Origin of the sequence: Yinghuangia sp. YIM S09857, assembly GCF_051388915.1 — a bacterium.
Taxonomy (GTDB): domain Bacteria; phylum Actinomycetota; class Actinomycetes; order Streptomycetales; family Streptomycetaceae; genus Yinghuangia.
Genome location: NZ_JBPKBH010000033.1, coordinates 13,960 through 29,289, shown reverse-complemented (window position 1 = coordinate 29,289; position 15,330 = coordinate 13,960). Strand labels below are relative to the sequence as shown.

Annotated in this window: 11 protein-coding genes and 1 pseudogene; 2 read left to right on the top strand and 10 right to left on the bottom strand. The window is 74.3% G+C overall.

The window, feature by feature from the left end:
* Positions 1 to 280: 280 nt before the first annotated feature.
* Positions 281 to 2,071 (top strand): annotated as a pseudogene (locus tag ACRX5S_RS39450) (glycoside hydrolase family 15 protein); the annotation flags it as partial.
* Between the two features lie 192 nt (positions 2,072 to 2,263).
* Here the strand turns inward: ACRX5S_RS39450 and ACRX5S_RS39445 are convergent.
* Positions 2,264 to 2,578, bottom strand: a complete 315-nt coding sequence (locus ACRX5S_RS39445) for a hypothetical protein (protein ID WP_436778107.1) — start codon at positions 2,576 to 2,578, stop codon at positions 2,264 to 2,266.
* Positions 2,579 to 2,762: 184 nt separating this feature from the next.
* Here ACRX5S_RS39445 and ACRX5S_RS39440 point away from each other — a divergent pair, with 184 nt between their 5' ends.
* Positions 2,763 to 4,025 (top strand): DUF2254 domain-containing protein, encoded by a 1,263-nt coding sequence (locus ACRX5S_RS39440; protein WP_436778106.1) that lies wholly within the window; start codon positions 2,763 to 2,765, stop codon positions 4,023 to 4,025.
* Positions 4,026 to 4,062: 37 nt separating this feature from the next.
* Here ACRX5S_RS39440 and ACRX5S_RS39435 read toward each other — a convergent pair whose 3' ends face one another.
* From ACRX5S_RS39435 to ACRX5S_RS39395, 9 genes are all read right to left on the bottom strand, one after another.
* Positions 4,063 to 4,806 (bottom strand): hypothetical protein, encoded by a 744-nt coding sequence (locus ACRX5S_RS39435; protein ID WP_436778105.1) that lies wholly within the window; start codon positions 4,804 to 4,806, stop codon positions 4,063 to 4,065.
* 380 nt (positions 4,807 to 5,186) lie between these two features.
* Positions 5,187 to 6,320: a glycosyltransferase family 4 protein gene (locus ACRX5S_RS39430; RefSeq protein WP_436778104.1), complete on the bottom strand. Its 1,134-nt coding sequence runs from the start codon at positions 6,318 to 6,320 to the stop codon at positions 5,187 to 5,189.
* On the bottom strand, positions 6,313 to 8,082 hold the full coding sequence (gene murJ / locus ACRX5S_RS39425; RefSeq protein ID WP_436778103.1) for a murein biosynthesis integral membrane protein MurJ: 1,770 nt from the start codon (positions 8,080 to 8,082) through the stop codon (positions 6,313 to 6,315). The genes ACRX5S_RS39430 and murJ overlap by 8 nt, the downstream gene beginning before the upstream one ends.
* Before the next feature lie 298 nt (positions 8,083 to 8,380).
* Positions 8,381 to 9,250: a hypothetical protein gene (locus ACRX5S_RS39420; protein ID WP_436778102.1), complete on the bottom strand. Its 870-nt coding sequence runs from the start codon at positions 9,248 to 9,250 to the stop codon at positions 8,381 to 8,383.
* The gene (locus ACRX5S_RS39415; protein WP_436778101.1) at positions 9,247 to 10,404 is read right to left on the bottom strand and encodes a copper transporter; all 1,158 of its coding nucleotides are present in this window, start codon (positions 10,402 to 10,404) and stop codon (positions 9,247 to 9,249) included. The genes ACRX5S_RS39420 and ACRX5S_RS39415 overlap by 4 nt, the downstream gene beginning before the upstream one ends.
* A complete protein-coding gene (gene steA / locus ACRX5S_RS39410) occupies positions 10,401 to 11,582 on the bottom strand; it encodes a putative cytokinetic ring protein SteA (protein WP_436778100.1) in 1,182 nt (393 codons plus the stop codon). The genes ACRX5S_RS39415 and steA overlap by 4 nt, the downstream gene beginning before the upstream one ends.
* A gap of 233 nt (positions 11,583 to 11,815) precedes the next feature.
* Positions 11,816 to 13,579 (bottom strand): DNA repair protein RecN, encoded by a 1,764-nt coding sequence (gene recN / locus ACRX5S_RS39405; RefSeq protein WP_436778130.1) that lies wholly within the window; start codon positions 13,577 to 13,579, stop codon positions 11,816 to 11,818.
* A 22-nt stretch (positions 13,580 to 13,601) separates the two neighbouring features.
* Entirely contained in the window at positions 13,602 to 14,570 is a 969-nt protein-coding gene (locus ACRX5S_RS39400; protein ID WP_436778099.1) for an NAD kinase, read from the bottom strand.
* A 343-nt stretch (positions 14,571 to 14,913) separates the two neighbouring features.
* Positions 14,914 to 15,330, bottom strand: a 417-nt coding sequence (locus tag ACRX5S_RS39395; protein WP_436778098.1) for an SAM-dependent methyltransferase, incomplete at its 5' end; no start/stop codon positions are given.

Below are 15,330 nucleotides of genomic sequence, written 5' to 3'. Positions count from 1 at the left end.
GGACTACCCTGATCAAGGGTCCGCAGCGACCGCCGGGGCCGGCGGAGCGCCCGGCGGACGACCCCGAAATATCTCATACGCACGGCCTTTCGCTTTTCACCCGGTGAACAGCACCCCCACGCAACAACACACCCCCGGCACCGCTTCTTCACCACCCTTCGGCACTTCTTCGGCACCCGTTCGCCAGGTCATATGAGCGGCATCCGCCGAACACCCCTCCTGAACAGCACACCCGCCTCTGAACAGCGCGACGGCCGTACGTCGGCAGGACGGATTCCGCGTGAGCAATCGCATCGAGGACTACGCCCTCATCGGGGACATGCAGACCGCGGCCCTGGTGGCCCGCGACGGCTCCGTGGACTGGCTCTGCCTCCCCCGGTTCGACTCCCCCGCCGTCTTCGCGGGCCTCCTGGGCACCGAGGAGAACGGCTACTGGCGCATCGCGCCCCTCTCCGGCGGACAGGCCACCCGGCGCCGCTACCGGGGCGACTCGCTGATCCTGGAGTCCGAGTGGGACACCCCGCGCGGCTCCGTCCGCGTCATCGACTTCATGCCGCCCTCCGACGAGCTGATCGGCGCGCCCACCATCGTGCGGATCGTCGAGGGCATCTCCGGGCACGTGCCGGTCCGCTCCGAGATACGCATGCGTTTCCACTACGGCAAGGTCGTCCCCTGGGTGCGGCGCCACCCGGACGGGCGAACCGTCGCCGTCGCCGGCCCCGACTCGGTGTGGCTCCAGAGCAAGGCCGAGGCGTACGGCCGCGGCATGACCACGTACGCGGACGTCACCGTCGGCCCTGGCGAGCGCCACGCGTTCATCCTCAACTGGTGGCCCTCGCACGTCGACGCCCCGCTCACCACCGACGCCGAGGAAGTCCTCGACGACACCGAGCGGTTCTGGCAGGACTGGGTGGACCGCTGCACCTACCGCGGCCCCTGGCGGGACGCCGTGGTGCGGTCGCTGATCACCCTCAAGGCGCTCACGTACGCCCCCACCGGCGGCATCGTCGCCGCCCCGACCACCTCCCTCCCCGAGGACATGGGCGGCGTCCGCAACTGGGACTACCGCTACACCTGGCTGCGCGACGCCGCCATGACCCTCTCCGCCCTCGTCCGCACCGGCTTCCTGGAGGAGGCCAAGGCCTGGCGCGAGTGGCTGCTGCGCGCGGTCGCCGGCGACCCGGAGAACCTCCAGATCATGTACGGCGTCGGCGGCGAACGGCGCCTGACCGAGTACGAGGCCACCTGGCTGCCCGGCTACGAGAACTCCAGCCCGGTCCGCATCGGCAACGCCGCCGCCGAGCAGTTCCAGCTCGACGTCTACGGCGAGGTGGTCGACGCCCTCCACCACGGCCGCCTGGCCGGCATGGAGGGCCACGACAACGCGCACCAGCTCCAGTTGCGCCTGATGGACTTCGTCGAGGACCACTGGCGCACCCCCGACGAGGGCATCTGGGAAGTCCGCGGCCCGCGCCGCCACTTCGTGCACTCCAAGGTCATGGCCTGGGTCGCGGTCGACCGCACCATCCGCATGCTGGAGACCGACAGCCTCGACGGCACCGGCGCCACCGAGGCCACCCTGGACCACCTGCGCACCGTCCGCGACGAGATCCACCACGAGGTGTGCGAGTACGGCTACGACGCCGAGCGCAACACCTTCACGCAGTACTACGGCTCCCGCGAACTGGACGCGGCCCTCCTGCTCATACCCCAGGTCGGCTTCCTGCCCGCCGACGACAAGCGCGTCGTCGGCACCATCGAGGCCATCCAGCACGAACTGACCGAGGACGGCTTCGTCCGCCGCTACCCCACCCACGGCGACGGCATCGGCCTCGACGGCCTCCCCGGCGACGAGGGCGCCTTCCTGGCCTGCTCCTTCTGGCTCGCCGACGACCTGGCCATGATCGGCCGCGTCGACGAGGCCCGCGAACTGTTCGAACGCCTCCTCGCCCTGCGCAACGACCTCGGCCTCCTCGCCGAGGAATGGGACCCCCGCCTCCAGCGCCAGGTCGGCAACTTCCCCCAGGCCTTCAGCCACGTCCCCCTCATCGACACCGCCCTGCGCCTCACCACCCTTTGGCAGCAGGACCAGCAGAACCCCGACATCCCCAACACCCACCGCAACACCCGCCGCCACCTGGAGTCCCCGGGCGCGACGGCCGAGAAGCAGGCAGAGACCGAACACGCACCGGCGGCGGCCACCACGACGGCCGCACCCGAGGCAGCGGGCACCGAACACCCGGAGGCCCGAGCCCGCGAACGGTCATAACCGGGACTCCACCGCCCGCGCCGCCGCCATCTCCACGCGGGCGCCGACGATGCCGGCGAACCACCCTGCCGGCAGGCCGTATCCGCCACCGGCCGCGGGAACGTCCGGTGCCCGGGCCGGAGACCGCTCGTCGGTCGCCGAACCGGGCTCGGGTCCGCCGGGCATGCCCGAGATCAGGTGGCTCGTGAGGCTGTGCGGAGCGCCGCCGGCAAGCAGCGAGAACCACCCCGCGGTGAACGGGTTGGCGTCGGAACACCCGGCGGCGGACGCGAGCACCCGCCCGCGCGGCGGCCGTGCCGGCCCTCTCACTCATTTGTCGTAGGTGGGGGCTCCGGTGGAGTAGTTGCGTGGGGCTCGGGCGGGCGGGGCGTGTCCTAATGGGGGCATGGGTGACGGGGTCGGCGACGGGGTGGGTGACGGGGCGGCGGGTGGGGCGGGGGTTGTCCGGGTGCCGGCGCCGCAGTGGGGGGTGATGCCCCGGGCGCCGCGGCGGATGGCGTTTCCGACGTTGCGGGAGCGGCTGCGGGACTCGTTCCTGCTCGGCCCGGTGGTCGGGCTGGTGTGCGGGTTCTTCCTGGCCACCGTCACGCTGACGATCGACGCGGAGATCCACGACCATGCCGTGGACTCCGACGACAGCAGCCTGCTGGAGTACATCGACAACGTCGGCGGCGCGGGCGCGACGGTGATCGGCACGATCAGTTCGGCGATGCTGACGTTCATCGGCGTCGTCTTCTCGATCACGCTGGTGGCGCTCCAGATGGCGTCCGGCTTCACGCCGCGCGTCATCCGGCTGTACGTGCGCAACCGCGTCACCAAGACCACCTTCGCGCTGTTCCTGTGCACCTTCCTGTTCGCGCTGCGGGTGCAGAAGGGCCGCTTCACGGCGGAGGAGGCCAAGCCGTTCATCTCGTCGTTCATCGCCATGGGGCTGGTCATCGCGTGCCTGGTGCTGTTCGTCGTGTACGTCGACTCGACGCTGCGCATGATGCGCGTCACGCACGTGATCGCCACGGTGGCCGGCGAGACCTCGCGCGAGCTCTGGTACCTCGAACGCGGCGCGGAGTACCGGCTGGACGGCCCGCCGGTCGCCGTCGTGGACTACTGGGGGTCGGGCGGCGTGCTGCGGTACGCGGACGTCGACCGCCTCGCGCGGGTCGCCCGGCGGCACGACTGCGTCGTCAAGCTCGTCCCCCGGGTGGGCGACTTCCTCGTGAACGGCACGCCGCTGGTCGAGGTGTACGGCGGCGGCCGCGTTCCGCCGCCGTACGAGCTGGCCAGGACGCTGCACATGGGCACCGAGCGCACGATGCACCAGGACTTCGCCTTCGGCTTCCGGCAGTTGTCGGACATCGCGGCGCGGGCCCTGTCGTCGGCGGTGAACGACCCGACGACGGCGGTGCACGCGTTCGACCGCATCCACATGCTGTTGGTCGCGGCGGTGCGGCTGCCGCTGGGCACACGGGCGCACTGCGACCGGAAGGGGGCCGTGCGGGTGATCGAGGCGGTGCCGGAGTGGTCGGACGTGGTGGACCTCGCATACACCGAGACGCGGCTGTTCGGCGCCGGGTCGCCGCAGGTGACGCGGCGCCTGGCGGCGTCGCTGGACGACCTTCTGGCGATCGCGCCGGAGCACCGCAGGGCGCCCCTGGAACGGCAGCGGGCGGAGCTGCGGGCGGCCGTCGGGGCCGCGTATCCGGACGCGCCCGAGGACCGCGCGTTCGCACTCCAGCCGGACCGGCAGGGGATCGGTTGAGGGCGACGTCCCGGGTTGGAGGAGTTCGGGCCGACGGTCAGGGGGCCCGAGGCGGCGCGGGCGGGCTCGGCGGCGCCGCAGGCGGCGCGGAGGGCTGGGCGGCGGGCGGGGGTGCCTGGACGGGCAGCCGAGGGGAGGCGTACGGCGCGGGCGTGTGGGGCGCGGGCGTGTGGGGCGGCTGCGCAGGTGCGTACGTCGGCTGCGCGGCCGCCCAGGCGGCCCCGTCCGGGGCCGGGGTGGCCGCGAAAAGGGTGCGCAGGCCGCCGCCCGCCGCGGCGAAGGCGGCGACGATGCCGACGAACCAGCCCGCGAGCAGGCCGTATCCGGCGCCCGCGGCGATGACGTCCAGGCCCGCCGCGAGGGTTCGGTCGTCCGAGGACGCACCGGCCCCTGTACCACCGGGCATTCCGGACACCAGGTAGTTCGACACGCAGTACGCCGCGCCGCCCGCCACGAGCGAGAACCACCCCGAGATCAGCGGGTTGAAATCCCGACGCCGCGTGGCCGAGAGGAGGACTACGGCGACGGTGCCCAGCAGCGCCGCGACGCCGACCAGGCAGCCGGTGACGTCCGCCGCCTCGAACCTCGCGAACGGGCCGCTCCGGTCCACGATCCAGTGCGGCGTGTTCAGCCACATGAGCACGTGCGAGGCGGAGTCGTCGTCCGCGAGGTCCTTGCCCAACAGGTCTTCCCACAGCCACTGGTTGCCGAAGGCGACGACCAGCAGCAGGGCCGCCGCCACACCTGCGACGACGAAGCGCCCGGAATTACGCGAGTCCATGGCGCGGCATGCTACTGGCGGTGCGGCCGGACGCGTCCCCGACGGCAGGCGGCCGGACGGCGGACACCACGGTGGCGGCGTCACCCTTCCGGTGGATGGCGGATCAGCCCGCGTCCGTCGGAGGCCGCAGGCCGCGAAGCGGAAGTCGCGTAGTCCGGGCTCGAATTCGACGTGCAGCCATGCCGCCGCGCGGGCCGCCACCCATCCGAGGCCGTGGGGGCGGGTCCGGTCCCGCCAGCCGGGGACGGCGTTGCCGCCGTGCGACCGGACCAGGTCCGGCATCTCGGCGTCGGCGGCGGGCCCGCGCCAGGTGTAGGAGATCGTTTCGCTTATCGGGCCCCTCTGGCACGAATACGCGGCAGGAACAGGCGCAAAACCCGTCAGAGGGGCCCGAGTTCCTCGTAGATGCTGAGGACCTGTTCGACGGTGGCGCGTTCGTCGGGCCAGGTCTCGGCCTGCTGGCGGCCCAGTTCGGTGAGGAGTTCGCGCTTGCGGTGGTCGTCGAGGAGGTCGGCGACGGCGGCGGCGAGTGCGGGAGCGTCGCCGTACGGCACCAGGACCGCGGCGTCGCCGACGAGTTCGGGGGTGCCGCCGACGGAGGTGGCGACGAGCGGGACGCCGACGCGCAGCGCCTCCTGGGCGAAGAGCGAGCGCGCCTCCCACTCGCTGGCCAGCACCGCGATGTCCGCGGCGGTGAACAGGTCGGCCACGTCGGAGCGGTGGCCGAGCAGGCGTACCGGCAGGTGGTCGGCGTCGATGCGCGTCCGGAGCTCGTCCAGCAGCGGGCCGTCGCCCGCGACCACGAGCAGCGGCACGGGGTCGAGGCGCTTCCAGTCCCGCGCGGCGTCGAGGAGGACCGGGTAGGCCTTCTGCGGGGCGAGGCGGCCGACGGTGAGGACGATCGGCCGGTCGGCGCTGGTGAGTTCGGCCCGGACGGCGGCACGCTCGCGGCCCGGCGGCGGCAACTGCGGCGCGCCGACCGGGCCGAGGCGCGCGTCCGCGGCACCGACCTTGCGGGCGCGGTCGACCAGGTCCGCGGACGCGCCGAGGACGACGTCGGCGGCCCGCACCGCGCGGCCCTCCATCATCCGGGTCAGCGCCCCCTTGGGCCCCGTCGCGAGGACCGCGTTGTGCAGCGTGAGGACGAGCGGGCGGCGGCCCGGGCGCTGCCGCCCCACCGCCGCACCGGCGACCAGCCCGGCGCGCAGCCCGTGGGCGTGCACGACGTGCGCCCCCGCGCACGCCTCACGCAGCGCCCGCACGGCGGCCACGTCGGCCGGCCGCGGCGCCGTGGAGATCGCCACCTCCGCGAAACGCGCACCGGTCGCGGTGAAGCCGAAGTGCTCCTCGACCGAGGCGGGCCCGGCGACGGTGACCGCGACGCCGCGCGCGACGAGGCCCTCGGCCAGCGAACGCACGTGCGCCCCCGCCCCGCCCACGGCGGTGGCCAGGACCAGGACGGCCCGCAGGCGTGCGGGCTTGCTGGCGCGTTCCTGCGGCGTACCGTCAGCCACGGTTCTCCTTCGTGTCTCGGACGTCCGTGCCGGAGGCGCCCGCGCGCCCGCCCCGGCGCCGGAGCAGCGCGCGGAAGTCCTCCCCCGCCGACGCGTACGCCGACGCGGCGAAAACCGCCAGGCCCACTATTGCGGCCGCGGTCCCCATGATCAACGTCCGTGCGGTACCGCCCGTTCCCGCCGCGGCCGCGAGCGCCGCCCCGGCGGCCCCGCCCGCGGCCGCCGCGAGCAGTCCGGCGCAGGCGGCGCGCGGCACGCCGTGCAGGGCGGCGCGTCCGGCGGTGCGCGCGGTCGCGGCCACCAGCAGCAGGCCCGCCACGGTCATGCCGACCGTGTTGCCCAGGCCCAGCGCCGCCACCGTCCAGTCGGCGGGGACGTTGGGCACGAGCGCCAGGTCGGCGGCGATGACCGCGGCCCAGCCCAGCACCACGGCTCCCGCAGAGGCGCGTCCGTGGCCGCGCGCGTACAGGGCGCGGCCGAGGTGCGCGACGAGGCCGTACCCCGCGAGCCCGGGCGCGAACGCGACCAGCGCGCGGGCCAGGACGACCGGGTCCGTCCCGCCGTCGCCCAGCCGGGCGAAGAACGCACCGATCGGATAGGCCGCGGCGGCCAGCACCGCCGCGCCTGCGAACGACACGAGCAGCACCGCGCGCGTCGTCGCGGCGGCGGTGGCCGCGAACGAGCCGTGGTCGCCGGAGTGCGCGGCGGCGCTCAGGCGCGGGAAGGCGCTGGTGGCGATCGGCACGGCGAGGATCGCGTACGGCAGCGAGTAGAGCATCCACGCGTTCTGGTACGTCACCGCGCCGCCGTCCGGCCCGTGCGCGTTGACGAGCATCAGCACGGTGACGGTGGCGAGTTGCTGCGCGACGAGCGTCGCGACCCCGGCGAGCGCGAGGAGCCGGGCACGGCGCGCGACGCCGTCCGGGAAGCGCAGCGTCGGCCGCAGCCGGACGCCGGTGCCGCGCAGCGGGACCAGTGTGCACAGTGCCAGCGCGAGGACGCCCGCGGTGGTGCCGAGCCCGAGGACGAGTTCGCTGCCGCGCGGGACGCCGCCCGGGTCCTGGCCGTCGCCGTCGTACCCGGCCGCGAAGACGACGTAGGCGGCGGCCACGACGAGGCTCGACACGAGCGGGGCGACGGCGGCGGCGGTGAAGCGCCGGTGCGCCTGGAGGATGCCCGCGGACACGACTGCCAGGCCGTACAGCAGGATCTGCGGCATGAACGCCAGCAGCAGCCCGCTCGCGAGGTCGAGCGTGCCGGGGTCGTCGGCCTTGTCGCGCAGCAGGAGTTCCATCAGCGGCCGGGCGAGCGCCATCCCGGCGGCCGTGACCGGGACCAGGATCAGGACGGTCCAGGTCAGCAGCGCGGACGCGGTGCGCCGCGTCTCGTCGGCGTGCCCGCGCGCGATGGGCCCCGCGAGCAGCGGCACGACCAGGCTCGCGAGCGCGCCGCCCGCGACGATGTCGAAGACGATGTTCGGGACGTAGTTGGCGGTCGTGTACGCGTCGCCCACGGCCGTCTGCCCGACAGCCGCGTTGAAGACGATCTGCCGCCCGAACCCGGCCAGCCGGGCCAGCACGGTCAGGACCGCGATGAGCACGGCGGCCCCGGCGAGCCCGCGGGCGAGCCGCCGCTTGCGGGGGTGCGGTGCCGGGGTCGTGTGGGAGAGGGACGGGGTGCCGTGGCCGTCCGAGTCGGGTCGCCCCGTTCCCGGCGTCACCAGGGCCACCCGGCGGAGCCGCCGGGCACGCGCACTCGGCATGGTGCCCGGTCCGAAGTGACCGCCACGGCGCGACTTTCATCGCAGGCACGCGGCCCCGGGTCCAGGGGTTCGGTGCCTTGGCCGCAGAGGTTCGCCGGTTCTCGTCGTTCGCTGCAATGCATCGCCCGGCGAGCTCGTACCCGGTCGTACTCGCGGGGTCCTGCAACGCCGCGAGGCGGGGTGCCAGGCTGTGGGAACCGGTGAGGGTTCGTGGCCACCGCGGGGACACACAAGGGGCGTTCGGTGGACTCGGCCGTCCGCAGGTGCCGCCCGGTGATCGGACTTGCCGGCATGGGGCCTACGACGCCACCGGCTGTTCGGCCGGATCGGCGGCGACCGGGGCCGGGCGCGGCGGCGCCACCGGGCGGCGGCCCAGCATGTCGACCTTGTGCAGCCACGGCGTCTTCGCGATGACCTTGGTGAAGCTGACCTTCTCGCTCGCCAGCGTCAGCCCGGCCAGCACCGCGGCCCGCACCACCAGGCCGCGCCGCGAGGCGCCCGCCGCCGCGGCGACGCCGAGGGCCGCGCCGAGCGCGTTCGCGCCCGCGTCGCCCAGCATCGCCTTCTCGTCCAGGTCCTCCGGCAGCAGCGCCGCTGCCGCCCCGACCGGGGCCGCGGCCAGCCGCGACCCGCGCAGCACCGGGAGCGCACCCGCCATCAGCGTCACCTTCGCGGCCCGGCCCGGCCGCAGGTCGAACAGGTTGACGACGTTCGCCCCGCCCGCGATCACCAGCCCGGCCAGCACTTTGTCGACCGGTTTGCGCTGCACCAGCGCCCCGGCCGCCAGGCCGGTCGCGCCGATACCCAGCACCTTGACCATGCCGCTGGTGACCTCGCCCTTGGCGAGTGCACCGATGTGCCCCTTGAAGCCGCGCTTGTCCGTCGCGCCGAGCATGTCGTCGTACGTCCCGAAACCGGCCGCGCCCACCGTCGCCAGCGCGGCCGCCGCACGGTGCCGCGACGGCACCCCCGGCGCGGTCGCCGCGGCCAGCGCGGCACCCAGTGCGCACGCCGGGCCCTCGACCAGCGTCACGACCTCGCCGCGGTGGTTGCGCCGCTCCCACAGCGCGGCCTCGCCGGGCGTGAAGCGGTTGAGCATGGTGTACGCGAAGCGGGCCGCGGTACCCGCGACCAGCGCGGTCCGCACCGCGCGCCGAGCCGAACTCACGACGTGTTCTCCGTCTTCCCCGGGTCCCCGGTCTTCTCGGGCTTCTTCTCCGGCAGTTCGGGGAGCCAGCCGTCCGGGCCGGTCAGGCCGTACTGCCCGGCACGCCCGGTCTCCGCCTCCATCACGAGGGCCCAGTCGACAGAGACCTGGCCCGCGTTCGTGTCGGCGGCGTCGACCGTCGACACCGACTTGATCGCCCGCTCGTCACGACGCAGGGCGAAGACGGTGCCGCCGTCCTGCGCGGACGCGGCGTCCCCGGCCAAGACCGTACCGTCGTCGGCGGCGTCCAGGGTGCGCGACAGTCCGAGGTACACGGAGTTGGCGCGCGCCGGATCGGTCGCCTTGACCGGGCCGGACGCCGCCACCACCACCGCGAGCGTGGCGCCCTTCTCGGGGTTGCCCTTGATCTCGATGAACCCGGCGCTCTTGAGGCGGTTCAGCGTGGCCAGCGCGGACTCCCGGCCGCCGGACGAGCCGGAGGTGCCGGGCGTGGTGGTGGCGCCGCCGGACGGCGACGGGGACGAGGTCGCGCCCGGGTTCGGCGTCGTGGCCCCGTCGGTCGGCGCGCTGCCGGACGGCGGCGGGCTCGACCCCGGGTCGGCGGGAGGCGTGGCGGTCGCCCCGGGGGTCGGCGTCGCGCCGCCCGGATTCGTCGGCGAGGTGGACCCGTTCGTCTTCTTCACCAGCGCGGACGCCAGCGCCGCCGCCGCGCGGTCGTGGGCCGTGGCGCCGGTGACGGCCGAGTCGACCGCGTCGCCGAGCGCGGCCTCCTTGGTCGGGTCGACCCAGTTCGACCTGAGCGACACCGTGCCGGTGACCGTCGCGCCGGACTCCTCCAGCGTCTTCGCGGTCGCGCTGGTGACGTCGGTGTCCGCGTCCGGCAGGTTCACCAGCACGACCGACCGGCCCTTGAGCTTGTCGGCGACCAGCTCGGGCTTGGTCGTGGCGATGTAGGAGTCGAGCTTGCCGATCTCCGCGGCCAGCGCCTTGTTCTCCGCGCGTTCCGCGTCCCGCTCGTCCGCGATGCCGTCGATCTTGCTGTTCAGGTCCTCCTTCGCGAAGTCCGCGAGGAACGAACTGCCCAGCACGAGGCCCACCGACAGCGCCAGGAACACCGCGATGATGGAAACGACGTGGTACCGAAAGTCGATCAACCGAAGATTCCTTGCAGCCAGAAGACAAACGAGTCCCAGTACGCCTGGTAGACGTGGTAGTACGCCTGTCCCAGCGGACTGACCCGGATGGTCACCGCGATCGTGGTCAACGCGGCGAGCGTCATCAGGAGCAGGGACGTCGTCGAGATGCGGCTGCGGTACAGACGGCTGACGCCCTTGGCGTCCACGAGCTTGCCGCCGACCCGCAGGCGGGTCAGGAACGTACTGGCCATGCCCGCACGGCCCTTGTCCAGGAACTCCACCAGTGTCGCGTGCGTGCCGACCGCGACGATCAGGTTGGCCCCCTTGTCGTCGGCGAGCAGCATCGCGATGTCCTCGCTCGTGCCGGTCGCCGGGAACGGCACGCCGTCCAGCCCCAGTTCGCGCAGCCGCTCCATGCCCGGGGCGCGCCCGTCGCGGTACGCGTGCACCACGATCTCCGCCCCCGACCGCAGCGCCTCGTCGGACACCGAGTCCAGGTCGCCGATGATGATGTGCGGCCGGTACCCCGCCTCCAGCAGCGCGTCCGCGCCGCCGTCGACGCCTATCATCACCGGCCGGTACTCGCGGATGTACGGCCGCAGCGCCGCGATGTCCTCGCGGTAGTGGTAGCCGCGCACCACGATCAGGACCTGCCGCCCGTCCATCCGCGTCCGGATCGGCGGCACGCCCACGCCGTCGAGCAGCAGGTCGCGCTCCTCGCGGATGTACTCCAGCGTGTTCGCCGCGAACGCCTCGATCTGCTCGGACAGCCCGGCCCGGGCCTCCTCCATCGCGGCGCGCACCGACTCCTTGTCGAGCATCGTGCCGACCGCTATCGGCTTGTCGCCGCGGTAGAGGATGTCGTCCTCGATGTGCACCCACTCGCCCTCGGGCAGCCGCCCGATGACGCCGGTCCCGACCGCGTCCAACAGCGGGATGCCCGCCTCGACGATCAGCTCGGGGCCGAGGTTGGGGTAGCGCCCGCTGATGGACGCCGACGCGTTCACCACCGCCGACGGGCGGCAGGCGATCAGCGCCTCCGCCGCCACCCGGTCCAGGTCCACGTGGTCGATGACCGCGATGTCGCCCGGGTGCAGCCGCTTGGTGAGGTTCTTGGTACGGCGGTCCAGCCGTGCGGGACCCGCGATGCCCTCGTAATCGGGCTCGCGGCGTCGGCGCAGCACGGGAATCCTCATCGCGGTCATCCTGCCATGCGAAGTGTCCTGGTCAGGCGGGTACCGACCGCACCTATGGCGGCCTTCACACGGTGCGCGAACGCCCGGTGCACGGCCGTACCCAAGCCGTTATGGCCTCGTGACCGCCCGGAGGGAACCGCCGACCCCGAGTGCGGCAACCCCGACAAAACGCCCGACCCACCAGGGCCCGGGAAAAAGCCGGGAGGCACGCCGGAATCCGCGGGACGCCCGCGCTACGCGCGCCGCCCCTTGCCGCCCGCCTGCTTCGCCGGCCGCCGCTTCGCCGACTCGGCGGTCTCCAACAACTCCTCGGCGTGCGCCCGGCCCAGCTCGGAGTCCTCCAGGCCGGCCAGCATCCGCGACAGCTCGCGGACGCGCGCCTCGTCGTCCAACGCCACCACACCCGACCGCGTCACGGTGCCGTCGTTCGACTTCTCCACCACCAGGTGCCGGTCCGCGAACGCCGCCACCTGCGGCAGGTGCGTCACCACGATCACCTGCGCATTGCGCGCCAGCATCGCCAGGCGCCGACCGACCTCGACCGCCGCCTTGCCGCCGACCCCCGCGTCCACCTCGTCGAAGACGAACGTCGGCACCGGGTCGGCCCCCGCGAACACCACCTCGACCGCCAGCATCACGCGGCTCAGCTCACCGCCCGACGCGCCCTTGTTCAGCGCCCGCGGCGGCGCCCCCGGGTGCGGGGCCAACTGCAACTCCACCTCGTCCACGCCGGTCGGCCCGTACGCGAGCGTCCGCCCGCCCACCGGCAGCCCCTCCGGGTCGTCGACCCCGGTGACCGCGACCGTCACCCGCGCGTGCGGCATCGCCAGCGCCGCCAGCTCGCCCGTCACCGCCTCCGCGAACCGGTCCGCGGCCGCCGTGCGGGCCTGCGACACCTCCGCCGCCAACTCGGCCAGCTCGGCGCGCAGCGCGTCCCGCTCGGCCGCCAGCTCGTCCACCCGGTCGTCGTCGCCGTCCAGCTCCGCGAGCCGCACCGCGGACCGCTCGGCCCACGCCAGCACCTCGGCGACGTCCGCACCGTACTTGCGGGTCAGCCCGGTCAGCGCGGCCCGCCGCTCCTCGGCCACCGCCAGGCGCACCGGGTCGGCGTCCACCCCGGCCGCATACGACGCCAGCTCGGTCGCGACGTCCGCCACCAGGTAGCCGACCTCGTTCAACCGCTCCGCGAGCGCCGCCAGCGCCGGATCGTGCTCCGCGACCGCCTCGACCGCGCGGCGCGCCGCACCGATCAGGGCACCCGCGTCGGCGCCCTCGACCACCGACTCCGGATCGCCCAGCAACGCCTGGTGCGCCGTCGTCGCCGCGGTACGCAGCGCGTCCGCGTGCCCCAGACGCTCCGTCTCGGCCGCCAGCGCCGCGTCCTCACCCGGCTGCGGCGCCAACTGCTCGATCTCGCCCAGGCCGAACCGCAGCAGGTCCGCCTCCTGCGCCCGCTCGCGCGCCCGCGTCGTGATCGTCTCCAACTCGGCGCCGACCGCCCGCAGCCGCTTGTGCACCCGGGCATACGACGCCAGCGGCTTCGCCACCGACTCCCCCGCGTACCGGTCCAGCGACGCGCGCTGCCGGGACGGGCGCAGCAGCCGCTGCTGATCGGTCTGGCCGTGCACCGCGATCAGTTCCTCGGCCAGGTCGGACAACAGCCCCACCGGGGCCGAACGGCCGCCCACGTGCGCCCTGCTGCGGCCCTCGGCCGAGACCGTGCGGCTCAGCAGCAGCGCGTCCTCGTCCAGCTCCGCCCCGGCATCGGCGGCCCGCACCGCGGCGGGCGCGTCCGGCGCCAGCCGCACCCGGCCCTCCACCACGGCACGCCCCCGGCCGGTACGGACCAGCCCCGCGTCGGCGCGGCCGCCGAACAGCAGCCCGAGACCGGTGACGACCATGGTCTTGCCGGCCCCGGTCTCACCGGTCACGACAGTGAAACCCGAGGCCAGTTCGACGACGGCGTCCTCGATCACGCCGAGGCCCTGTATGCGCATCTCTTCCAGCACGGCGACGACCCTACGGGTTCTCGGCCCCCCGGACGGCGACGTCCGGGGAAACATCCGGGCTCTCCGACACATCCGCGGCGTCGGGGGTATCGTGCGGCCCCCCGCGCCACCCGCGCACCGGCAGCGCGAACTTCGCCACCAGCCGGTTCGTGAACGGCGCCTCGTGCAGGCGCGCCAACCGCACCGGCACCGCGCCCCTGCGCACCTCAACACGCGCCCCCGGCGGCAGGTCCACCGTGCGGCGCCCGTCGCACCACAGCACGCCGTTCGGCGTCTCCGGCAGCACCTCCACCGCGAGCACCGACCGCGGCGACACCACCAGCGGCTTCGCGAACAGCGCGTGCGCGCTGATCGGCACCATCAGCAGCGCCTCGACCTCCGGCCACACCACGGGGCCGCCGGCCGAGAACGCGTACGCCGTCGAACCGGTCGGCGTCGCGTACACCACCCCGTCGCCGCCCCACCGGGACAGCGGACGCCCGTCGACCTCGGTGACCAGTTCCAGCATGCGCTCCCGCGAGGCCTTCTCCACCGCGGCCTCGTTCAGCGCCCAGTTCGTGTGCACCACATCGCCGTTGGTGCGCACCACGACGTCCAGCGTCATGCGCTCCTCGACGTCGTAGTCCTGGCGCACCACCCGCTCGACCACCTCGCCCAGGTCCTCGCGCTCCGCCTCCGCCAGGAAGCCGACCCGGCCCAGGTTCACCCCGAGCATCGGCACACCCGCGTCCCGCACCAGCTCGGCGCCGCGCAGCAGAGTCCCGTCGCCGCCCAGCACGATCGCCAGCTCGCAGCCCTTCGCGGCGCCCGGCTCCGCGGGCACCACCTCGATGCCGGGCAGCGCCAGCTCCTCGGCCTCGGACTCCAGCACGCGCACGACGACCCCGGCGTCGACCAGCCGGTCGACCACCAGGCGCGCGCTGCGGAGCGCGGCGGGCCGCCCGGTATGCGCGACCACAAGGACAGTACGCCCGGTCATGCCATCGCCCGCCCGTCCCGCCGACCGGCTCTCCGACCGCCCGCGTGCCCGTGTTCCCGAATGTCGTCTACCCCAATATGAACGGCCTCCCGAAGCGCCACCAGGCACGCCCCAGGAGTTTGGGAGGGCCGTCGAGGCCCGGCTGCCCTGAACACCCGCATCGGCCGACCGTATCGCGTACCCCCGTCATCCCGCGGCGGCCGGGCGCCCTGGGACGCACTCCGGCGCACGAGGCGCGGCGCACCGCCCGGGGCGGGGCGCGCAGGGTGGGGTCCAGAGGGTCGGCCGGCGTCGGGCTCTGCCGACGCGGGCTGCGAGAGACGGCGCGGTCGGGGCATCGGGGCTACCGGGGGCCCTCGGCGACGGCGCGGTCGACTTCCGCCGGGTCCAGGTCCGGCGCGCCCCGGCGCATCCACAGGAAGTACTCGACGTTGCCCGAGGGGCCAGGCAGGGGGCTGGCGACCACGCCGAGCGCGCCCAGGCCCAGGGCCGCGGCCTGTGCGGCGACCGTGCGCACCGCCTCCGCGCGCAACGCGGGGTCACGGACCACCCCGCCCGCGCCGAGCCGCTCCCGGCCGACCTCGAACTGCGGCTTGACCATCAGCACCAGGTCCGCGTCCGGCGCCGAGCAGCGCACCAGCGCCGGCAGCACCAGGCCCAGCGAGATGAACGACAGGTCGCCGACCACCAGCCCCGCCGGTTCCCCCACCTGATCCGGCGTCAGCTCCCGGACGTTCGTACGGTCCCGCACCGTCACGCG